This window comes from Streptomyces sp. NBC_00012 (assembly GCF_045040875.1).
Taxonomy (GTDB): Bacteria; Actinomycetota; Actinomycetes; order Streptomycetales; family Streptomycetaceae; genus Streptomyces.
Window position 1 is genome coordinate 907,290 of record NZ_CP108309.1, and the last position, 21,108, is coordinate 928,397.

At 71.3% G+C, this 21,108-nt stretch carries 18 protein-coding genes and 2 riboswitches; of the genes, 6 read left to right on the forward strand and 12 right to left on the reverse strand.

The window, feature by feature from the left end; genetic code table 11:
- Window positions 1–83: 83 nt before the first annotated feature.
- Genes OHA19_RS04375 through OHA19_RS04385 form a run of 3 tightly spaced genes read right to left on the reverse strand, consistent with a single transcriptional unit; the run spans window position 84 to window position 3,153 of the window.
- Window positions 84–950, reverse strand: a complete 867-nt coding sequence (locus tag OHA19_RS04375) for a carbohydrate ABC transporter permease (RefSeq protein ID WP_405719769.1) — start codon at window positions 948–950, stop codon at window positions 84–86.
- Entirely contained in the window at window positions 947–1,909 is a 963-nt protein-coding gene (locus tag OHA19_RS04380; RefSeq protein ID WP_405719767.1) for a carbohydrate ABC transporter permease, read from the reverse strand. Before OHA19_RS04380 ends, OHA19_RS04375 begins: the two co-directional genes overlap by 4 nt.
- Complete coding sequence (locus OHA19_RS04385) at window positions 1,906–3,153, reverse strand: extracellular solute-binding protein (RefSeq protein ID WP_405719765.1); 1,248 nt, start codon at window positions 3,151–3,153, stop codon at window positions 1,906–1,908. Before OHA19_RS04385 ends, OHA19_RS04380 begins: the two co-directional genes overlap by 4 nt.
- Window positions 3,154–3,743: 590 nt before the next feature.
- Here OHA19_RS04385 and OHA19_RS04390 point away from each other — a divergent pair.
- Complete coding sequence (locus OHA19_RS04390) at window positions 3,744–4,754, forward strand: hydroxyacid dehydrogenase (protein WP_405719763.1); 1,011 nt, start codon at window positions 3,744–3,746, stop codon at window positions 4,752–4,754.
- 277 nt (window positions 4,755–5,031) lie between these two features.
- Here OHA19_RS04390 and OHA19_RS04395 read toward each other — a convergent pair whose 3' ends face one another.
- Window positions 5,032–5,268, reverse strand: coding sequence for a hypothetical protein (locus OHA19_RS04395; RefSeq protein ID WP_405719761.1), 237 nt, complete (start codon window positions 5,266–5,268; stop codon window positions 5,032–5,034).
- A gap of 228 nt (window positions 5,269–5,496) precedes the next feature.
- Window positions 5,497–9,093, reverse strand: coding sequence for a cobaltochelatase subunit CobN (gene cobN / locus OHA19_RS04400; protein ID WP_405719759.1), 3,597 nt, complete (start codon window positions 9,091–9,093; stop codon window positions 5,497–5,499).
- Between the two features lie 89 nt (window positions 9,094–9,182).
- Window positions 9,183–9,255: riboswitch (cobalamin riboswitch) on the reverse strand.
- A gap of 104 nt (window positions 9,256–9,359) precedes the next feature.
- Between cobN and cobG the strand changes: the two genes are divergently transcribed.
- The 3 genes from cobG to OHA19_RS04415 all read left to right on the forward strand — a co-directional run bounded on the left by cobG (window position 9,360) and on the right by OHA19_RS04415 (window position 12,881).
- Window positions 9,360–10,682, forward strand: a complete 1,323-nt coding sequence (gene cobG / locus OHA19_RS04405; RefSeq protein WP_405722047.1) for a precorrin-3B synthase — start codon at window positions 9,360–9,362, stop codon at window positions 10,680–10,682.
- A 64-nt stretch (window positions 10,683–10,746) separates the two neighbouring features.
- Complete coding sequence (locus tag OHA19_RS04410; RefSeq protein WP_388590205.1) at window positions 10,747–11,373, forward strand: precorrin-8X methylmutase; 627 nt, start codon at window positions 10,747–10,749, stop codon at window positions 11,371–11,373.
- A 2-nt stretch (window positions 11,374–11,375) separates the two neighbouring features.
- Complete coding sequence (locus OHA19_RS04415; RefSeq protein ID WP_405719757.1) at window positions 11,376–12,881, forward strand: precorrin-2 C(20)-methyltransferase; 1,506 nt, start codon at window positions 11,376–11,378, stop codon at window positions 12,879–12,881.
- A gap of 64 nt (window positions 12,882–12,945) precedes the next feature.
- Here the strand turns inward: OHA19_RS04415 and OHA19_RS04420 are convergent, their stop codons facing one another.
- Window positions 12,946–13,701, reverse strand: a complete 756-nt coding sequence (locus tag OHA19_RS04420; protein WP_405749445.1) for a cobalt-precorrin-6A reductase — start codon at window positions 13,699–13,701, stop codon at window positions 12,946–12,948.
- A gap of 11 nt (window positions 13,702–13,712) precedes the next feature.
- Between OHA19_RS04420 and OHA19_RS04425 the strand changes: the two genes are divergently transcribed.
- Window positions 13,713–14,828: a cobalt-precorrin-5B (C(1))-methyltransferase gene (locus tag OHA19_RS04425; protein ID WP_405719753.1), complete on the forward strand. Its 1,116-nt coding sequence runs from the start codon at window positions 13,713–13,715 to the stop codon at window positions 14,826–14,828.
- 29 nt (window positions 14,829–14,857) lie between these two features.
- On the opposite strand, the gene cobM is transcribed toward OHA19_RS04425, so the two are convergent.
- The 6 genes from cobM to OHA19_RS04455 form a co-directional block, all read right to left on the reverse strand.
- Complete coding sequence (gene cobM / locus OHA19_RS04430; protein ID WP_405719751.1) at window positions 14,858–15,607, reverse strand: precorrin-4 C(11)-methyltransferase; 750 nt, start codon at window positions 15,605–15,607, stop codon at window positions 14,858–14,860.
- Window positions 15,604–16,905 carry a precorrin-6y C5,15-methyltransferase (decarboxylating) subunit CbiE gene (cbiE, locus tag OHA19_RS04435; protein ID WP_405749447.1) on the reverse strand — a complete coding sequence of 434 codons (1,302 nt, stop codon included), beginning with the start codon at window positions 16,903–16,905 and terminating at the stop codon, window positions 15,604–15,606. The genes cobM and cbiE overlap by 4 nt, the downstream gene beginning before the upstream one ends.
- 17 nt (window positions 16,906–16,922) lie before the next feature.
- The gene (locus OHA19_RS04440; RefSeq protein ID WP_405749449.1) at window positions 16,923–18,020 is read right to left on the reverse strand and encodes an ABC transporter substrate-binding protein; all 1,098 of its coding nucleotides are present in this window, start codon (window positions 18,018–18,020) and stop codon (window positions 16,923–16,925) included.
- 15 nt (window positions 18,021–18,035) lie between these two features.
- Window positions 18,036–18,821, reverse strand: coding sequence for an ABC transporter ATP-binding protein (locus tag OHA19_RS04445; RefSeq protein WP_405719745.1), 786 nt, complete (start codon window positions 18,819–18,821; stop codon window positions 18,036–18,038).
- The gene (locus OHA19_RS04450) at window positions 18,821–19,930 is read right to left on the reverse strand and encodes a FecCD family ABC transporter permease (RefSeq protein WP_405719743.1); all 1,110 of its coding nucleotides are present in this window, start codon (window positions 19,928–19,930) and stop codon (window positions 18,821–18,823) included. The genes OHA19_RS04445 and OHA19_RS04450 overlap by 1 nt, the downstream gene beginning before the upstream one ends.
- 101 nt (window positions 19,931–20,031) lie before the next feature.
- A riboswitch (cobalamin riboswitch) is annotated at window positions 20,032–20,154 on the reverse strand.
- Between the two features lie 262 nt (window positions 20,155–20,416).
- Window positions 20,417–20,767 (reverse strand): hypothetical protein, encoded by a 351-nt coding sequence (locus OHA19_RS04455; RefSeq protein WP_405719741.1) that lies wholly within the window; start codon window positions 20,765–20,767, stop codon window positions 20,417–20,419.
- Window positions 20,768–20,862: 95 nt separating this feature from the next.
- Here OHA19_RS04455 and OHA19_RS04460 point away from each other — a divergent pair, with 95 nt between their 5' ends.
- On the forward strand, window positions 20,863–21,012 hold the full coding sequence (locus OHA19_RS04460) for a hypothetical protein (protein ID WP_405719739.1): 150 nt from the start codon (window positions 20,863–20,865) through the stop codon (window positions 21,010–21,012).
- Window positions 21,013–21,108 lie beyond the last annotated feature (96 nt).

The following is a 21,108-nucleotide window of genomic DNA, read 5'->3' on the forward strand; positions in this document are numbered from 1 at the left end:
CGTCGGCGTCCGGGCCTTGCCACGGCGCTTCCGGAGGGCTGGTCGTACGGGGACGGAGGTTCGAGCGCGGACGGTCTGCCGGGTCAGCCCTTCAGGGCACCGGAGGACAGGCCGTGCACGAAGGAACGCTGGAAGAACAGGAAGACGATCACGGAGGGGAGCAGAGCCAGCAGGGAGGCGGCCATCACCACTCCCGGGGTGACGGCGGGGTCGATCCGCAGGGTCCGCAGCGCCAGCGGGAGCGTGTACGAGGAGGAGTCCGTGGAGACCAGGAGGGGCAGCAGGTACTGGTCCCAGATCATGGTGAAGCCGAAGACCCCGATGACCCCGAGCGCGGGCTTGCACATCGGCAGGATGATCTGGGCGAAGATGCGCAGGTCGCCGGCGCCGTCGATGCGGGCGGCCTCCTCGAGTTCGCGGGGCACGTCCTTCATGAACTCGGTCATCACGAGGATGGAGAATCCCCAGGCGCCCAGCGGGACGATCATTCCGGCCAGGGTGCCGATGAGGTTGAAGTGGACGACCGGCAGGTCGGAGAGGATCACGGACAGCGGGAGGGCCAGGATCTCCTCGGGCAGCATCAGCGTCGCGAGGATGGCGACGAGCACCAGCGTCATCCCCGGGAAGCGCTTCCTGGCCAGTGCGTACCCGGCCAGGACGGAGACCGCCACCTGGAGCAGCAGTCCGAAGCCGACCACGAAGAACGAGTTCAGCAGGTAGGCGAGCACACCCTGGTCGAAGGCGATCCGGAAGTTGTCCAGAGTGGCGCCCGAGGGGATGACGCTGAGCTGGGTCGGGTCCTTGACGTGGCTGAAGGCGCTGACCAGCAGGGCCAGCAGGGGGCCCGCGAAGACGATCAGGACCAGCAGGTAGGTGATGGCCTTCAGGATCCGCCCGCCCGGACTACGGCTCTCTGTCAGACCGAGCGCGGTGTCGTTCGGCGCGTTCATTTGCTTTCTCTCCGTCGCAGCAGGTGGACGACGACTGTCAGGATCAGCGTCGCGATGAACAGCAGGACGGCTCCCGCCGCGCCGACGCCGAGTCTGTTCTGCTCCAGACCGAGCTTGTAGATCAGGGTCATCACGACCTCGGTGGAGCCGTCGGGCCCGCCGTTGGTGAGCAGGAACACCTCGGTGAACACGCGCAGTCCGCGGATCGCGGCGAGGATGAACAGGATCGAGAACACCGATCGCAGTCCGGGCACCGTCACATGCCAGACCCGTTGCAGCCGGGAGGCGCCATCGACCTTCGCGGCCTCGTACAGGCCGCGGTCCACACTGGTGAGGCCGGCGAGGAAGATCATCATGTCGTAGGGGGCACCCCGCCAGATGCCGGTGAGCATGATGGAGGCCATCGAGGTGTCGGGGTCGTTGATGAATCCCGAGGGGCCGAACCCGACCAGGCCGAGGATGGAGTTGAGCATGCCGTCGGCGGTCGGGTGGTACATGATCCGCCACAGTTCGGCGACGACCGCGATCGGCACCACCACCGGAAGGAACGCCGCGGAGCGTACGAATCCGAGCCTGCGGCCCTGTCCCTCCATCAGCAGTGCGAGTACGAGGCCGAGGGCCATCGAGCCGGCCGTCTGTCCGGCGGCGAGAACGACGGTGTGCCAGGCGGCCTCACGGAAGCCGTCGGACTGGAGCACCGTGGAGTAGTTCTCGGTGCCGACCCATCTGTTGCCGAGGTAGGGCTGGACGTCCTGGAAGGACATGGTCAGCGCGCTGACCATGGGGATGAACTTGAAGTACAGGAAGAGAAGCAGTGCCGGTGCCAGGAACAGCCACGGTGTCCACCACCGGCCCGCCCGGCGGTCGTGCCCGCGACGGCCGGCGGCCGTGCGGCCCGGTTTCCGGGTGGCGGGCCCGGCCGCCGGGAGGGCGGCCGGATCCGCCTGGTCAAGACTCATGACGCGGCGATTCCCTGTTCCTTGAGGATGTCGGCGAGCTGCTTGTCGAGCTCCTTCAGCTTGGTCCCGGTGTCCAGGTCGCAGTCGGCCATCAGGGCATTGACGGTCTCCGCGGTCGTCTGCCGGACGGGGGTCCAGTTCGGGATCGACGGCGCGTACCGACCGGAGCTCTGGTAGATCTCCGCGTAGGTCTTCCAGCGGGGGTCGGGACGGACCTTGGAGATGTCCACCGACTTGTTGACGGGCAGCTGCACGGTGAATCCGGTCTCGCCCGCCATGCCGGTCTTCTGGCCCTCGGCGGAGACGGCGAAGTCGGCGAAGGCGTCCTGGCCCGCCATGTTCTCGGAGCCCGCCATCAGGTAGATGGACCCGCCCTCGGCGAGCACGGTGGCATCCTTCGGGCCCTTGGGCATCGGGACGACCTCGTACTTGTCCTTGCCGAGGGTCTCGTCGAAGCGGGGCAGCAGGTACGGGCCGACGACGAACATGCCGGTCCGGCCCGCCTCGAACGTCTCGTTCGTGGGCGGGGTCTCCATGGTCACGGCGCCCGGCTGGATGACCTTGTTCTTGCAGCCGAGGTCGCGGAACCACTGCACGGCCTGAACCGATTCCTTCGTGGTCATCGCGGGCTTGTACTTGCCGTCCCCGGCCTCGGTGATGAAGTCTCCGCCCGCGGCCCAGAGGAAGTTGGAGAAGTACCAGGAGGCGTATCCGCGCTTGGTGGACAGCGGAGCGGCGAGGCCGTACGTGTTCTTCTTGCCGTCGCCGTCGGGGTCCTTGGTGGTGAAGGCATCGGCCATCGCGGCGAAGTCGTCCCAGCTCTGCGGGACTTCGAGCTTCAGCTTCTCACGCCAGTCCTTGCGGATGAGCAGCGCGGACGCCTGCGCCGAGTACGGCAGGCCGAACTGCTTGCCGTCCACGCTCTTGCCGGAGTCCAGCCCCTGGCCGACGATCTGCTTGCCGTTCTCGACCTTGTCCAGATCGATCTCCCGGAGCAGGCCCTGGCTGTGCATGGCGCCCAGCTGCGTCACATCGTTCATGACGATGTCGGGCAGCTTCTTCTGCGCGGCCCGCTGCTGGAGTTTGGTCTCGAAGTCGTCGAAGATCGCCGTGACCTTGACCTTGTAGCCCGTGGCCTTCTCGAAGGCGGCGGCGAGCTTGAGCGCCCCCTGCTCTCCCGGGCCGCCCGGTGTCGTCCGGGTCCACAGTTCGAGCGGTGCCTTCGAGTTCTGCTTGGCGTCCACTCCCGCAGGCCCTGATGTACAGCTGGTGAGGACTAGCGCGGAAGCGAGAACACCCGCACCGATCCACCGCGATCTCTGCATGACAACTCCTGTTTCGCCGCATCACAGCTGGCCTGGAAGCGCTTGGTCACAGCTGGTCTGGAAAGCGCTTGCTGGGACGCTAACGGGGTCCGAATCCTTGGTCAATAGTCCGATGAATACAAAAGCTTCGCGATGGCCCGCAAAAGCCTTGCCGAACCCGCCCCCACGCCACTCCCTCACGACCCACCACCTCCGGTCACAACCGGAGTGCTTCATGAAAGCCCCTGGCAAGACGGTAGTTTCGCCACCTTGCACACCGGCGGACCGACCACGCACCACTCACACCCGAACGCGAAAGCCGACGGTTCGGCGACTTCCAGGTGACCGATCCTCATCCGAGGCCTCCCCCAATCATCCGATGTATCGTGCCTGCAAGCACATCGACCAGGGCAACGAACAAGCCACATCAATCTTCAACATCGGGTCAGACATTTCCCCACGCGCCCGACCAGAGCCCACGAGTCCATTCGCTGACCGTCCGTCAGCGAAGAGCTGAGGAGCGTAACGCCATGAACGAGCCGGCCCGCAGACCGACAGCCCTGTTGGTCATGGAGGAAGAACGCAGGGCGGACGTCTACCCCCGCCAGGTCCTAGCCGAAGTGGAACGTCTCGTACACCTGCAGGGTCCGCCCCTCACACGGCAGCAGCTCGACGAGGACCCCGACGTGCTGCGACAGGTAGATGTCCTGCTCGCGGGCTGGGGCGCGCCCGTGCTCGATGCCGCCTTTCTCTCACATGCCCCTCGATTGCGGGCCGTCCTCGTCGCCGCGGGCTCCGTGCGGCACCTGACCACACCGGCCTTCTGGGCGCGCGGCGTCCCGATCGTCTCCGCGGCCGCGGCCAACGCCGTCCCGGTCGCCGAGTTCACTCTCGCCCAGGTCCTTCTCGGACTCAAGCAGGTGCATCGCATCGCCCGGGAGGTGGCGAGCAGCCGCCGTTTCCCCCACAACCCCCAGGTGCCGGGGGCCTACCGGTCACGCGTGGGCCTGCTGGGGCTCGGGCACATCGGCCGTCTCGTCGCGGCCCACCTCGGCCGCTTCGACATCGAGGTCCTGGCCACGGATCCCCTCGCCTCCCCCGACACCGCCCGGCAGGCGGGGGTCCGGCTGGTCGGCATCGAGGAGTTGTTCGCCACCTGCCATGTCGTCAGTCTCCACGCGCCCCTCCTGCCTGAGACCCGCGGCACGATCGGGGCACCGCTGCTGAACTCCCTGGGGCCTGGCGCGACGCTGATCAACACCGCACGCGGCGCGCTCATCGACGAGACCGCCGTGGCGGAGGTCCTGCACGCCAGACCCGACCTCACCGCCGTACTCGATGTCACGCACCCGGAGCCTCCCGCCCATGACTCGCCACTTTTCACCCTTCCCAACGTCGTCCTGACACCCCACCTCGGCGGTGCCCTCGGGGCCGAACGTCATCGTCTCGGAGAGCTTGTGCTCGACGAACTCCGACGCTTTATACATGACCGACCTCTCCAGCACGTGATCGACCCCGCCCGCGCCGCCTCGCTGGCCTGAGGAGGCAGCGTCAGGCCCGGGACGTCAGCGAAACGTCAGCGAAACGTGCGTGGAACGTCAGCGCGGGACGGGAGAGTTCGGGGCCCGGCCGAGCTGGCGGCTCCGGCTTGTGACGCGCTCGTGGGTTGGTGTGTTGTGCTCGCGAGTCGGGGCTCGGATCTGGGTGTTGGGTTTCGGGTGTTGGGTTTTCGCGCGTCGGGTTTTCGGACGATGGTCGCGGGGCGGGCGGCGGGTTCGGACCCGCCGCCCGCCCCGCGCAGCCACCGCACGGCCACCCTCAGTGCGGCCGCCAATGGAATTTTCCGCCGCCCACCCACCGCACCACAGTCGGGTCGTCGAGGTCATGGACCTTGATTCCTGCGGCCGAGGCGACGGCGAGCACATCCACCATCGATGTCGCCGCGCTGACCACCTCCCCGTCGATCTCCACGAGACGGAAGGGCGGGTCACCGGGCTGCACACCGAGCACGGTGATCCGGGCCGACGAGATGTAAGGGCTAGCACTTTCGGTCATGCGTAGATCGCTTCCACGCCACGGGCGACACTATGCCCGGCGGCAGGACAGGTGACGCTCCTTCGCCGAACAGTGCGTCTACCTGGGGCAATGGGGTGACGCCCAGATGGCCCGGCCCGCCGCGCGGAACCACCGCGCGGGGCGGCCCCCGCCCGGCCCCGGCCCACGTTCGGGCGGGGACCGGACGCCTGTGGCCGTCCGATGGTCCGGAGCCGGGCCCGGGGGGGGTCAGTCCTCCCCCTCCAGGTTGCCCTCCGTCTCCAGGTATGCCTGGCGCAGGGCATCGAGGATCGCCGGGTCGGGCTTGGCCCACATGCCGCGGGACTCCGCTTCCAGCAGGCGTTCCGCGATGCCGTGCAGGGCCCAGGGGTTGGCCTGCTGGAGGAACTCGCGGTTGGCCGGGTCCAGGACGTACGTCTCGGTGAGCTTGTCGTACATCCAGTCGGCGACCACGCCCGTCGTCGCGTCGTATCCGAAGAGGTAGTCGACGGTGGCGGCCAGCTCGAAGGCACCCTTGTAGCCGTGCCGCCGCATCGCCTCGATCCACTTGGGGTTCACCACCCGGGCGCGGAAGACCCGGGAGGTCTCCTCCAGCAGGGTGCGGGTGCGGACCGTCTCGGGGCGGGTGGAGTCGCCGATGTACGCCTCCGGGGCGGTGCCGCGCAGGGCGCGGACGGTGGCCACCATGCCGCCGTGGTACTGGAAGTAGTCGTCCGAGTCGGCGATGTCGTGTTCGCGGGTGTCGGTGTTCTTGGCCGCGACCGCGATCCGCTTGTACGCCGTCTCCATCTCCTCGCGGGCCGGGCGGCCGTCGAGTTCCCGTCCGTAGGCGTAGCCGCCCCACACCGTGTAGACCTCGGCGAGGTCCGCGTCGGTGCGCCAGTCGCGGGAGTCGATGAGCTGGAGCAGACCGGCGCCGTACGTACCGGGGCGGGAGCCGAAGATACGGGTGGTGGCGCGGCGTTCGTCGCCGTGGGCGGCCAAGTCGGCCTGGGTGTGGGCGCGTACGTGGTTCTGCTCGGCGGGCTCGTCCAGGGAGGCGACGAGGCGGACCGCGTCGTCGAGGAGGCCGATGGTGTGCGGGAATGCGTCGCGGAAGAAGCCGCTGATGCGCAGGGTGACGTCGATGCGCGGGCGGCCGAGCTCGGCCGGCGGGATCGCCTCCAGGCCGGTCACGCGGCGCGAGGCGTCGTCCCAGACGGGGCGGACGCCGAGCAGCGCGAAGGCTTCGGCGACGTCGTCACCGGCGGTACGCATCGCGCTGGTGCCCCACAGGGACAGGCCGACCGAGGTGGGCCAGTCGCCGTTGTCGGTGCGGTAGCGCTCCAGGAGCGAGTCGGCCAGGGCCTGGCCGGTCTCCCAGGCGAGGCGCGAGGGTACGGCCTTGGGGTCGACGGAGTAGAAGTTGCGGCCGGTCGGCAGGACGTTGACCAGGCCGCGGAGCGGGGAGCCGGAGGGTCCGGCGGGAACGAATCCGCCGTCCAGCGCGTGCAGGGCGTGGTCGAGTTCGTCGGTGGTGGCGGCCAGCCGCGGGACGACCTCGCGGGCGGCGAAGGCGAGGATGTCGGCGACCGCCCGCGGGTGCCCGGCGGCCACCTCGGCGACGGCGTCCGGGGACCAGTCGGCGTCCTCCATCGCCTGGACCAGTGCGCGGGCCCGCTCCTCGGCCTCGTCGGCGGTGACGCGGGTCGCGGCGGACTCGTCGAGCCCGAGGGCCTCGCGCAGGCCCGGCAGGGAGGCGGTGCCGCCCCAGATCTGGCGGGCCCGCAGGATCGCGAGGACGAGGTTGACCCGGTCGGCGCCGGCCGGGGCGCCGCCCAGCACATGCAGGCCGTCGCGGATCTGGGCGTCCTTGATCTCGCAGAGCCAGCCGTCGAGATGCATGATGAATTCGTCGAAGCCCTCGTCCTCGGGGCGGTCCTCCAGCCCCAAATCGTGGTCGAGCTTGGCGGCCTGGATCAGGGTCCAGATCTGCGCGCGGATCGCCGGGAGCTTCGCCGGGTCCATCGCCGCGATCTGGGCGTGCTCGTCCAGGAGTTGTTCGAGACGGGCGATGTCCCCGTAGCTGTCGGCCCGTGCCATCGGCGGTACGAGGTGGTCCACCAGGGTGGCGTGGACGCGCCGCTTGGCCTGCGTTCCCTCGCCCGGGTCGTTGACCAGGAACGGGTAGATCAGCGGCAGGTCACCGAGGGCCGCGTCGGGACCGCAGGCGGCGGAGAGTCCGGCGTTCTTGCCGGGCAGCCACTCCAGGTTGCCGTGCTTGCCGAGGTGGATCATCGCGTCGGCGCCGAAGCCGTTGTCGTCGGCCCGGGCGGCGATCCAGCGGTAGGCGGCCAGGTAGTGGTGCGAGGGCGGCAGATCGGGGTCGTGATAGATCGCGATCGGGTTCTCGCCGAAGCCGCGCGGCGGCTGGATGAGGATGAGCAGATTGCCGCGGCGCAGGGCGGCGAGCACGATGTCGCCGTCCGGGTTGCTCGACCGGTCCACGAACATCTCGCCCGGGGCCGGGCCCCAGTGCTGCTCGACGGATTCACGGAGCTCGGCCGGCAAGGTCGCGTACCAGCGCCGGTAGTCGGCGGCCGGGATCCGGACCGGATTGCGGGCCAACTGCTCCTCGGTGAGCCACTCCTGGTCGTGTCCGCCCGCCTCGATCAGTGCGCGGATCAGCTCGTCGCCGTCGCCCGACACGAGGCCGGGGACCTCCTGCGTACCGAAGTCGTATCCCTGCTCCTGGAGTCGGCGCAGCAGGGCGACGGCGCTGGCCGGGGTGTCGAGGCCGACGGCGTTGCCGATCCGGGAGTGTTTGGTCGGGTACGCGGACAGCACGAGCGCGATCCGCTTCTCGGCGGCCGGGATGTGGCGCAGCCGGGCATGGCGCACGGCGATACCGGCGACGCGGGCGGCGCGCTCGGTGTCGGCGACGTACGCGGGCAGTCCGTCCTCGTCGATCTCCTTGAACGAGAACGGCACGGTGATCAGGCGGCCGTCGAACTCGGGGACCGCGATCTGGCTGGCGGCATCGAGCGGTGAGACGCCCTCGTCGTTGTCCTCCCAGTCGGTGCGTGAACCGGTGAGGCAGAGCGCCTGGAGGATGGGGACGTCGAGGCCGCTGAGGACGCCCGCGTCCCAGGACTCGTCGTCGCCGCCCGCCGATGCCTCGGCCGGCCGGGTGCCGCCCGCGGCGAGGACGGTGGTCACGATCGCGTCGGCGGCGCGCAGCTCTTCGATGAGCTCGGGTTCGGGGGTGCGCAGGGACGCGACGTACAGCGGCAGCGCGCGGGCGCCCGCGTCCTCGACGGCACCGCACAGCGCGTCCACGAAAGCGGTGTTGCCGCTCATGTGGTGGGCGCGGTAGTAGAGCACGGCGACGACCGGGCCGTCGGTGCGGCGGGCGGTGCGCTCCAGGGGGCCCCAGGAGGGTGCCGGGGCGGGCGGTGCGAAGCCGTGGCCGGTGAGCAGGACGGTGTCGGAGAGGAAGCGGGCGAGCTGGTCCAGGTTGGCGGGCCCGCCGTGGGCCAGGTAGGCGTGGGCCTCGGCGGCGATACCGATGGGGACCGTGGAGGCGGCCATCAGCTGGGCGTCGGGGGCCTGTTCACCGGTGAGGACGACGACGGGGCGTCCGGTGGCGAGGACTTGGTCGAGGCCGTCCTGCCAGGCACGTACGCCACCGAGGAGGCGTACGACGACCAGGTCGGCGCCGTCGAGGAGCTGCGGGAGGTCCTGGAGCGGGAGCCGGGAGGGGTTGGCGTAGCGGTAGGAGACCGGGCCGTCCGAGGCGCGGGCGCTGAGCAGGTCGGTGTCGGACGTCGACAGGAGCAGGATCATGCGGCGTCGGGCCTTCCTCGGGGTGTCCACGCCCCGGGCGGTGTCGGAATGGAGCTCCCCTGCTCGACGGAGTCGAGGGCCGGGGAAGGGAGTTCCTGACTCGCCCGGCCGGGGCCGGGCTCACAGTGGCGGGACCGTGCCGGAATCGCACCGGACTTCCTCCCCTGTCGCCGTCTGTGGCGACGACGTGCCGGATGGCCCGTCACTAGGCATAGTAAGGGCCGGTCAACCGATGGAGGACATACGGATCTGGTCAGATGGTCGGTATGCTCGCCGCCATGCCCCCACCTGCCACTTCGCCTTCGCTGCCCGAAGACGCGTCTGCCCGGGACCGCGGTGACGCCTGCCCCGGCACGCTGCGGCTGCACCGGGCGGACGACGGCGCTCTGGCCCGTGTCCGGGTGCCCGGTGGTCTGCTGACCGCGGTGCAGGCGGATGTGCTGGGGGCGGCGGCGGAGAGTCTGGGCGATGGTGAGTTGCATCTCACTTCGCGCGGCAATGTCCAGTTGCGCGGACTGGGCCCGCACTGCGGTGGCGAACTGGCCGGCCGGCTGGGCGAAGCGGGGCTGCTGCCCTCCGCCCGCCACGAACGGATACGCAACATCGTCGCGTCGCCGCTCTCGGGGCTCGACGGCCGGGGGGCACAGGATGTCGGGCCGTGGCTCCGGACGCTGGACGCGCTGCTGTGCGCGGGCGGCCGGACGGCCGGACTGTCGGGCAGGTTCTTGTTCGTGCTCGACGACGGTCGTGGTGATGTGGACGCGCTGGGCGGCGATGTGACGCTGCTGGCGCAGGACGACGGAGCGGCGCTGCTGCGGATCGGCACGGACCGGACCGTGGTGCGGATACCCGGCGCGCGGGCGCCGCAGGCCGTCCTCATGGCGGCCGAGATCTTTCTGGAGCGGGCGTCCGGCACCGGTGCCTGGCGTGTGACGGATCTGCCCGGCGGCGCCGGCCCCCTTCTCGACGAGGTGGCACGGCGGTTGCGGAGGGAGGGCTACGGCCCCGCCGCCACCGAGAACCGCGACTGCCCGCACGGATCGGACGGCCCCGCCCCGGGCGTGGTGACCGGCCGGCACGACGAGGCGGCGCTGTCCATCGGCATCCCCCTGGGGCGCTTCACCCCGGCGCAGTGGCGGTCGCTGACGGAGACGGCCCGGCACGGTGGCCGTGGCGAATTGCGGCTGACACCGTGGCGCGGGGTCGTCGTACCGGGAGTGGAGCGGCGGCGGGCCGCAGGGCTGCTGGACAGTCTGGGGACCACCGGCCTCGTCGTCGGGCCCGACTCCCCCTGGACCGGGGTGGGAGCCTGCATCGGCCGGCCCGGCTGCGCGAAATCGCTGGCCGACGTGCGGGGCCGGGCAGCGGCCGCGGTGGGGCCCGTGGGCCTGCTGCCGGTGTACTGGTCCGGGTGCGAACGCCGGTGCGGCCATCCCCGCGGCGAGTGGGTCGACGTCGTCGCCACCCCCTCCGGCGGACACCGGATCTGTGTCGTGCGGGGCGAGGAACGGGACGCCCCGGTGAGCGTCCACGACAGCCCCGGCGGGCTCGCCGCGGCGGTTGCCGCGGCCCGCGGTACGCGCGGCTGATCCCGTACGCCCGACTCCCCCATCACCCGACCGTTGCACGCCCGAGGAAGAAAGCGAAAGCACTGTGCACCAGTACGAGAAGGACGGACCGGCGATCTACCGCCAGTCCTTCGCCACGATCCGTGCCGAGGCGGATCTCGCGGGTCTGCCCGCAGATGTGAGCCAGGTCGCGGTCCGCATGATCCACGCCTGCGGGATGGTCGACCTCGTCCGCGATCTCGCTTTCACCCCGGACGCGGTCGCCCACGCCCGCGCCGCGCTGCGGGCCGGCGCACCCATCCTGTGCGATGTGGCGATGGTCGCCAGCGGTGTGACCCGCAAGCGGCTGCCCGCGGACAACGAAGTGGTGTGCACCCTGTCCGACCCGTCGGTGCCGGGCCTGGCGAAGGAGCTGGGCACCACCCGTAGCGCCGCCGCCCTGGAGCTGTGGCGCGACCGGCTGGAGGGCGCGGTCGTGGCCGTCGGGAACGCGCCGACCGCCCTGTTCCGGCTGCTGGAGATGATCGAGGAGGGCGCGCCCCGCCCCGCCGCCGTCATCGGTGTGCCGGTCGGCTTCATCGGTGCCGCCGAGTCCAAGGACGCCCTGGCCGCCCACCCGTCCGGGCTGGAGCATCTGATCGTCCGAGGCCGTCGCGGCGGCAGCGCCATCGCGGCCGCCGCCCTCAACGCGATCGCCAGCGAGGAAGAGTAGACGTGAGCGAGCAGAAGACGGGCCGGCTGTACGGGGTCGGGCTCGGCCCCGGCGATCCGGCTCTGATGACCGTACGCGCGGTGGAGATCATCGCCGAGGCCGATGTCATCGCGTACCACAGCGCCCGGCACGGACGGTCCATCGCCCGGTCCATCGCGGCGAAGCACATCCGTGCCGACCATGTCGAGGAGCGGTTGGTCTACCCCGTCACCACGGAGACCACGGACCACCCGGGCGGGTACCGGGGAGCGATGGAGGAGTTCTACGCCGAGGCGGCGGCCCGTCTGGCGGTGCACCTCGACGCCGGGCGGACGGTCGCCGTGCTGGCCGAGGGCGACCCGCTCTTCTACGGCTCGTACATGCACATGCACAAGCGGCTCGCGGACCGCTACCCGACCGAGGTGATCCCGGGCGTCACCTCCGTCAGCGCGGCCGCCGCGCGGCTCGGCACCCCGCTCGTGGAGGGCGAGGAGGTGCTGACGATCCTGCCCGGCACACTTCCCCAGGAGGAGCTGACCGCCCGTCTCGCCGCCACCGACGCGGCCGTGGTGATGAAGCTGGGACGTACGTTTCCCACGGTGCGCGGCGCCTTCGAGGCGTCCGGGCGGCTGCCCGAGGCCCGTTACGTCGAGCGCGCCACGATGGCCGGGGAGCGGGTCGGCGAGCTGGCCGAGGTCGAGGCCGGCTCGGTGCCGTACTTCGCGGTCGCGGTCCTGCCCAGCAGGGTCGGGGCACCGCGTCCCGAACGCGCCCCGGAGTGCGGCGAGGTGACCGTGGTCGGCACCGGACCGGCCGGGCCGCTGTGGCTGACCCCCGAGACGCGCGGGGCGCTGGCCGCCGCCGACGACCTGGTCGGCTACACCACCTACCTGGACCGGGTGCCGGTCCGGCCGGGGCAGGTGCGCCACGGCTCCGACAACAAGGTCGAGTCGGAGCGTGCCGAGTTCGCCCTCGATCTGGCCCGGCGCGGGCGGCGGGTGGCCGTGGTGTCGGGCGGCGACCCCGGGGTCTTCGCCATGGCGACGGCCGTCCTCGAAGTGGCGTCGCAGGACGAGTACGCGCGGGTGCCGGTGCGGGTGCTGCCGGGGGTGACCGCGGCCAACGCCGCCGCCGCGCGGGCGGGTGCGCCACTGGGCCACGACTACGCGACGATATCGCTCTCCGACCGGCTCAAGCCGTGGGAGGTGATCGCGGAGCGGCTGCGCGCGGCCGCGACGGCGGATCTCGTGCTCGCGCTGTACAACCCCGGTTCGCGCAGCCGGACCTGGCAGGTCGGCAAGGCCCGTGACCTGCTCCTCGAACACCGCTCGCCGGACACGCCCGTGGTCCTCGGCCGGGATGTCGGCGGGCCCGCCGAGAACGTACGGACCGTGCGCCTGGGCGATCTCGACCCCGGCGAGGTCGACATGCGCACGATCCTGCTCGTCGGGTCCTCGCAGACCCGCTGGGTCGAGCGCGGTGACGGACGGCAGATCGTCTGGACGCCCCGCCGGTATCCGGAAGGCTGAGAGGCCGTCGGTACCCGGAGGGCTGAGAGGCCGTCGGGTGACCTCCGAGCCGGGGCGGCCGGCCCTACGTCCGGTGGCGGATGTGTTCGCGGAGCCAGGCGACAGCCGGCTCAGGGCCTTCGACGACCTGGACACCCTCGGGCACGGGCGGCCGCCGCACCACCACCACCGGGATCCGCGCCTCACGGGCCGCGGCGAGTTTGGGGGCGGTGGCGGCGCCGCCGCTGTCCTTCGTGACGACGACGTCGATGCGGTGACGGCGGATCAGCTCGCGTTCCCCGTCCAGGGTGAAAGGGCCCCGGTCGAGCAGCACCTCCATGCGGGCGGGGTACGGAGCCTCGGGGGCGTCCACCGAACGCATCAGGAACCACAGCTCGTCCAGCCCGGCGAAGGCGGCAAGTCCCATCCGCCCGGTCGTGAGGAACACCCGCCGGCCGAGCGCGGGCAGTGCCGCCGCGGCCTGAGCCAGCGAACCGGCCGGGTGCCAGTCGTCACCGTCGACGGGCACCCAGCCGGGCCGGCGCAGCGCCAGCAGGGGAACATGGGCGGCAGCGGCGGCAGCGGCCGCGTTGAAACTGATCGTCCCGGCGAAAGGATGGGTGGCGTCGATGAGCGCGTCCACCTGGTGGGTACGCAGCCATGCGGCGAGCCCGTCGGCTCCTCCGAAGCCGCCGATGCGGACCTCGCCGGGCGGAAGCCTCGGACCGGCCACGCGTCCGGCGAGCGAACTCGTCAGCCTGGCCCCGGCCGGGCACACCTCCACCAGCAACTCGGCGAGGCGGCGGGCCTCCGTCGTCCCGCCGAGTACGAGTACATGCATCGGATCCATCCATGGGTGAGATTGAGGGCGGACGCAGCGCCCAGCTGAAACACACCGGTCTGCGGCCCGGCTGGACCACCGGCGCCTGTGCGACCGCGGCGGCCACCGCCGCGTACACGGCCCTGCTGACGGGCGACTTCCCCGACCCGGTGACGATCACCCTACCCAAGGGGCAGACGCCCGCCTTCGCGCTCGCGGTGGAGGAGCTGGCCGCGGGGCGGGCGACGGCCGGGGTGGTCAAGGACGCGGGCGACGACCCCGATGTGACGCACGGCGCTCTCGTCCGGGCCACCGTGCGGCGGCTGCCGCCGGGCTCGGGTGTGGTGTTCCGGGCCGGGCCCGGAGTGGGCACGGTCACCCTTCCCGGGCTGCCGCTCGACGTCGGGGAGCCGGCGATCAATCCTGTGCCGCGCCGGCTGATCCGGGACCACATCGCGCGGGTCGCCGCGGAGCACCGGGGGGCGGGGGACGTGGAGGTCACCGTTTCGGTGGACCACGGTGAGGAGATCGCCCGCTCGACGTGGAACCCGCGCCTGGGCATCCTGGGTGGCCTGTCGATCCTCGGCACGACCGGTGTGGTGGTGCCGTACTCCTGCTCGGCGTGGATCGACTCCATCCGCCGCGGTGTGGACGTCGCCCGTGCCGCCGGGCACACCCACGTGGCCGGGTGCACGGGTTCCACCTCGGAGAGGACCGTCGTGTCCGAGTACGGGCTGCCGGAGATCGCGCTGCTCGACATGGGCGACTTCGCGGGCGCGGTGCTCAAGTACATCCGCCGTCATCCGGTGGACCGGCTCACGGTCTGCGGCGGGTTCGCGAAGCTGTCGAAGCTCGCCGCCGGCCACCTCGACCTGCACTCCGGCCGGTCGCAGGTGGACAAGCCGTTCCTGGCCGGGCTGGCCCGGCGCGGAGGTGCGGACGAGGCCCTGGCGGCCGAGGTGGCGGTCGCGAACACAGGACTCGCGGCACTCCAGCTGTGCCTCGCGCGGGGGGTTCCGCTCGGGGACCTGGTGGCCGTGACGGCACGGGACGAGGCGCTGTCGGTGCTGCGGGGTGCGCCGGTCGCCGTCGACGTCATCTGCATCGACCGGGCGGGCACGGTCGTCGGGCGCAGCGAAGTGCGCTGACCGGCCGCCCGGCCGGTGCGGTGGCGTCGTCAGCAGACGTGGCGCTCGCGTGCGGGCGAGTAGAGGTGGCTGTCGCGGAACCGCTCGGCGCCCAGGGTGCGGCCGACCATGATGACGGCGGTACGGATCACGCCCGCCGCCTTCACCTGCTCGGCGATGTCGTCGAGGGTTCCGCGCAGGACGATCTCGTCCGGGCGTGAGGCCAGCGCCACCACGGCGGCCGGGCAGTCGGCCCCGTAGTGCGGCAGCAGTTCCTCGACGACGCGGTCCACGTACCTGGCGGCGAGGTGCAGCACGATCAGGGCACCGCTGCGGCCCAGGGTGGCCAGGTCCTCGCCCTTCGGCATCGCGGTCGCGCGGTGGGCGATCCGGGTGAGGATGACGGTCTGGCCCACGGTCGGCACGGTCAGTTCCCGCTTGAGCGCCGCCGCGGCGGCCGCGAACGCGGGTACGCCGGGCACCACTTCGTAGGGCACCCGGGCCTCGTCGAGCCGGTGCATCTGCTCGTTGACCGCGCTGAACACCGAGGGGTCGCCCGAGTGCAGCCGGGCCACGTCGTGACCGGCCTCGTGCGCGGCCAGCAGTTCGGCGGTGATCTGGTCGATGTCGAGCTGCGCGGTGTCCACCAGGCGGGCGTCCGGGGGGCATTCGGCGAGCAGTTCCCGGGGCACCAGGCTGCCCGCGTAGAGGCACACCCGGCAGGAGGCGAGGGTTCGGGCGCCGCGCACGGTGATCAGGTCGGCGGCCCCGGGGCCCGCGCCGATGAAGTACACGGTCATCTGTTGTCTCCTGGGTGTTGCGCGGGCTCGGGTGCCGAGTGTTCCGCTTCGGGACCGGGCAGGGGTTTGCGTACGGACCACTGGGTGACGGGCATGGCCTGCCGCCAGCCGGTGAATCCGCCGACCGGCACGGCGTGCGCGACGGCGAGCCGGACGAGCTCGCCGCCGTGTCCGCGGTGCGCCTCGGCGAGCAGCGCCTCGGACTCCAGCGTGACCGTGTTGGCGACCAGCCGTCCGCCGGGCGGCAGTGCGTCCCAGCAGGCGTCGAGAAGACCGGGCACGGTCAGCCCGCCGCCGATGAACACGGCGTCGGGCGCGGGGAGTCGGTCCAGGTTGCCGGGGGCCGGTCCGGTGACCACGCGCAGGGCCGGTACGCCGAGCCGGTCGGCGTTGTGGGTGATGCGTCGTGCGCGCTCCGGGTCACGTTCCACGGTGATCGCACGGCAGGAGGGGTGGGTCCGCATCCATTCGATCGCGATGGATCCCGAGCCTCCGCCGACGTCCCAGAGGAGTTCGCCGGGGGCGGGTGCGAGCACACCGAGGGTCGCGGCCCGGATGTGCCGCTTGGTGAGCTGCCCGTCGTGTTCGTACGCCGCGTCGGGCAGACCGGGCACGGCGCCGAGGCGCAGGGCTTCGGGGGTGCGCAGGCAGTCGATCGCGATGACGTTCAGCGGGTCGCCCGGTGGGTGCGGCCACTGGTCCGCGGTGCCCTCCAGGCATGCTTCGTCCGCTCCGCCGAGCTGTTCGAGCACGCGCAGCCGGCTCGGGCCGAAGCCCTGTTCGCGCAGCAGCCCGGCCACCGCGGCCGGGGTGGTCGCGTCCGCGCTCAGGACCAGGACCCGCCGGCCGTGGTGCAGGGCGGCGGCCAGCCGGGCGGCGGGGCGGCCGACCAGGGTGACGACCTCGGTGTCCTCCACCGGCCAGCCGATCCGGGCGCAGGCGTAGGACACCGAGGACGGGTGGGGCAGGATCCTCGGCCCACCGGTGCCGAGCACTTCGGTGAGGGCCCGGCCGATGCCGTAGAACATGGGGTCGCCGCTGGCCAGGACGGCGATCCTGCTCCCGGCGTGCGCGGCGAGCAGGCCAGGGACGGCGGGCCGCAACGGCGAGGGCCACGGCACCCGTTGCCCCCGGCAGGACGGCGGGAGCAGGCGGAGTTGCCGCTCACCACCGATGAGGACCTGTGCGCCGACGAGCTCCGTGCGCGCCGCGTCGGGCAGTCCCGCCCATCCGTCGGCGCCGATTCCCACGACGGCCACCGCAGGTGGGACGGGTTGTTCGGGTGGTGCGAGAGTCACGGACGGTACCTCGGTGTTCAGTGGATGACGCAGCCGAACTCTACTGTCCGGCCGTGATCGGACTTCGGCCAGGTGGCCGCCCCGGGACAGCCCTCAGGAGTCGCTTTCCTCAGGTATGCGGCAAGTGAGCTGATGGCTGCGGGATTGCGTGGGCTTTCCACCAGATCCGCGTAGTCGAGGACGAAGATCCGGTCGTTCTTGATGGCCGACACGTCGGCCAGCGGCGGATAGGACTTCAGGAACCGCTTCTTCTGTTCCGCGCCGGTGTCACCGTAGTTGTTGATCACGATCACCTCGGGATCGCGGTCGACGACGGTCTCCCAGCCCACCGTCACCCAGCTGTCCTTGAGGTCCTTCATGACGTGATCACCACCGGCCTTGGTGATGATGTCGTGCGGTCCGGCGTAGGCACCGGAGGTCAGCGGCTTGTCCCGCCCGTCGTCGTAGAGGAAGACCCGCGGGCGGGCGGCGCCCTTCGGAGCTCCGGCCTGCGCTTCGGCCACCTGCTTCCGGAACCTCGCGACGAGGGCTTCCGCACGGTCCTCCACGTCGAACATCTTCCCGAGGTTCCGCAAATCGGTGTAGAGCGCATCGAGTGGTGCCATCACCCCCCGTGCCTTCCCCCGGCCGTTGCGGCACGACTCGCTCAGCAGATACGAGTCGATGCCCACTCTTCGGAGCTCGGCGGGGGTGAACCCGTCTCCCTCGCTGAATCCGTAGTTCCAACCGGCGAAGACCAGATCGGCGCGGGCGTCGATGACCAGTTCCTTGTTGATCCTGTCCTTGGAGAGCCACTTGGCCTTCCGGTATCCGTCCTTCCAGGGAACAGAGGTGAGGTCACCCTTGTCCTCGGGCATCACATAGCCCGCCATGTGGTCTTCGAGTCCGAGCGCGAACATGATCTCGGTGATGCCGACGTCATTGGTGACCACGCGCTGCGGGGCCTTGTCGTAGGTCTTCTTCTGGCCGCAGTTCTCGATGGTCACCGGATAGTGTCCGTCGCCGTCGCGAGGGCCGGCTCCGTCCTCCTGGCGGGCGGACACCTCCGCTCCGCAGCCGGTGAGGACCAGGGCGGCCGCGAGTACGAGCGCGGCGGGGCGTGCAAGGTTCGGCATGGTGGGGGCGACTCCTCAAGAATCGGATCGTGCGGGGCGCAGGCGGTCGAAGAGCAGTTGGACGGCGCCGGTCTCCGGATGCGGGACGCGGTGTGCCCGTACGCCGAAGACATCGGCCAGCAACTCGGGGGTGAGCACGTCGTGCGGTGCGCCGGACGCGACGATCCGGCCGTTGTCGATGACATGGAGCAGGTCGCAGTGGAGTGCGGCGAGGTTGAGGTCGTGCAGCGCGGTGAGGACGGTCAGCCCGCTGCCGCGTACCAGCGCCAGCACTTCCAGCTGTTGTGCGATGTCCAGGTGGTTGGTCGGCTCGTCGAGCACCAGGAGCCGGGGCCGCTGGGCCAGTGCGCGGGCGATCAGCACTCGTTGTTTCTCGCCGCCGGAGAGTGTGAGGAAGCCGCGCTCGGCGAGGTGGCCGGCGCCGACATTCGCCAGCGCGGTCTCACACGCTTGCCGGTCCTCGTCGGTGGCCCGGCCCATCGACCGCTGGTGCGGCAGCCGGCCCATCGCCACGACCTCGGCGACCGTGAAGTCGAATTCGGCGACCGCTTCCTGGGGCAGTGCGGCAAGCAGGCGGGCGCCCTCGCGCGCGCTCATGGCATGCAGGTCCTCGCCGCCGATCCGCACCGTGCCGGACGAGGGGCGCAGGGCCCGGTAGACGCAGCGCAACAGGGTGGACTTTCCACTGCCGTTGGGCCCGACCAGGCCGACGAGCTGTCCCTCCCCCGCTCCCAGCGTGGCATCCGCCACCAGTCGTGCGCCGGCGATCTCGACCGTCAGGGCGTCGATGTCGATCCGCATCACGCGCCTCCGAACGTGTAGGAGCGGCGGCGCATCAGCAGTACGAAGCACGGCACGCCGATGACCGCGGTGAGCACGCCCACCGGCAGTTCGGCGGGCGCGAGCAGCACACGGGAGAGGATGTCCACCCAGATCAGCAGAACGGCGCCCGCCAGTGGCGCGACGGCCAGCAGCCGGCGGTGGTCGGCGCCGACCAGCATCCGTACGGCGTGCGGCACCATCAGTCCGACGAAGCCGATCGCACCGCTCACCGCGACGACCGCACCGGTGACGGCCGCGGAGACCAGGAAGAGCTCCTTGCGCAGCCGTCCCGCGTCCACTCCCAGCGCGGCGGCGGTCTCATCGCCCATGGCCAGGGCGTTCAGCCGGCGCGCCGACCAGGCGAGGTGGGCGAGACCTCCGAGCACGGCTCCCGCCGCGATGGGCACGGAGGCCCAGGTGGCGCCGCCGAGGCTGCCGAGCATCCACATCATCGCGGAGCGGGCGGCCTCGCCGCGTTCGGCCGCGAACACCATGAACGTGGTGACGGCTGAGAAGCCGTAGTACATCGCGGTGCCCGTCAGGACGAGCCGCAGCGGGGTCAGGCCGCGGGGGGTGCGTGCGATCGCGTACACCAGCATCATGGCGAGGAGTGCGGAGAGGAACGCCGCCGTGGACAGCGCCCAGACGCCCAGCGCGCCGAAGGCCCCGAAGATGAGCACGGCGTTGGCGCCGACGGCCGCGCCGGAGGAGATGCCGAGGACGAACGGATCGGCGAGGGCGTTGCGCACCATGGCCTGTACGGCGACGCCGATGGCCGCGAGACCGGCCCCGACGACCGCGGCCAGCACGGCGCGCGGAAAGCGCAGTTCCCAGACGATGGTGTACGCCGGTACCTGCTCGGGGGTTATGCGGCCGCCGGTCAGTCCGGCCCACAGACAGCGCAGCACTTCACCCCAGGAGAGCCCCGACGCTCCGATCCCCGCCCCGCAGACGAGCGAGACCAGAAGCACGGCGCACAGGGTGGCCAGCAGCAGTGGCAGTGACACGCGCCGGGGCGGCGCGGGCCCGGCTCCGGCACGGGACGTGCGCGGGGGCACGGCGGGTTTGCGGTCGAGGGGTGTGGCCACGGGCGGATCGCTTTCGCCTCGGGCCGTGCACCTACGTGATCAAAGGAGCAGCCCGGGCGCCGAGCGCCCTGCGCAGCACCACTCGCAGTCCACGGCGAATTGACAGGAGCCTTCACCACCGCGGGTAATCGGGCTTACGGGGCCCGATATCGGGCTCCGCCTACCGTTGCGGGTCAGCGCCGGATTTCGACCGGACTTCCCCCGCGGGGCAGGTGCAGCTTATAGCTCGCGCAGACAGGTGGCGCGGATACCCCCGCAATGAAGCGGGCACGAGGTCTGCACGTGGCTGGCCGCCCTGCTCCGGAACGGCCTGCGTGTGTGGCTGACCGCTTTGCTCCGGAACGGCCTGTGTGTGGCTGACAGCCCCGCTCCGGAACCGATTCGCGACGCTCCTGACCGACCACCCGACCGCGCCGGTCTCCGACCGCGCGTGGGCCCCGGCGGGAGCCGCGCTTGCCGAAGACCACGGGTCGGGGCGGGCGGTGCTCAGTTCCGTGATAGGGCTGGGTGGTCGATCCGGGCCGGGAGTGGGTCTCCCGGCTCCGAGCCGGCGAAGGACGGCGTCGCCCCGGCCATGCCGAGGTATCCGTTGACACTCTGTGTGAGGCTGAGTCCGTAGCCGTCGGGTGTGTCTGCTGCCCTCGCACTTGGGCGCGAGGTGCTGATGGTTCGCGTCGGCCAGCCTCGATCGCTCCAGACGCGCATCACCATGTCGAAATACTGCTCGGAGGTGTCGGGTGCGTTGGTGGCGGCTTCGAGCTCGGCCGTGAGGAGACCGAGGTTGTTCAGCACGCCCTTGTTCATCTCGGTGCCCATGGCCACGAAGGCCTGGTCCACTCCGTCCAGGGTGTTGGCCCTGTGGAGATGAGCAGCGGGACATTCTCACGGCTTCACCGGAGGCGATCTCCCGGCTGGCCTTCGCCGAGGGGTCGATGAAGCCGAAGGTCGACGCCGCCGTACGGGTCGCCCAGGCCGGCGGGCGGGCTCTCATCGGCCCCCTCGAACGGCTCGACGACCTCCTCGACCGGAACATCGGCACGGGGATCCGCCCGGATGTCCCGGACGGCATCGTCTACGTCTGAGACCTGCCGGGTGGCCTCGGCCCGATCACGGATCACCCGACAGACTCCGGGGACGCCAGGGGCGGCCCGCCGCCGGGTGCGCCCGCCCGGGGGGCC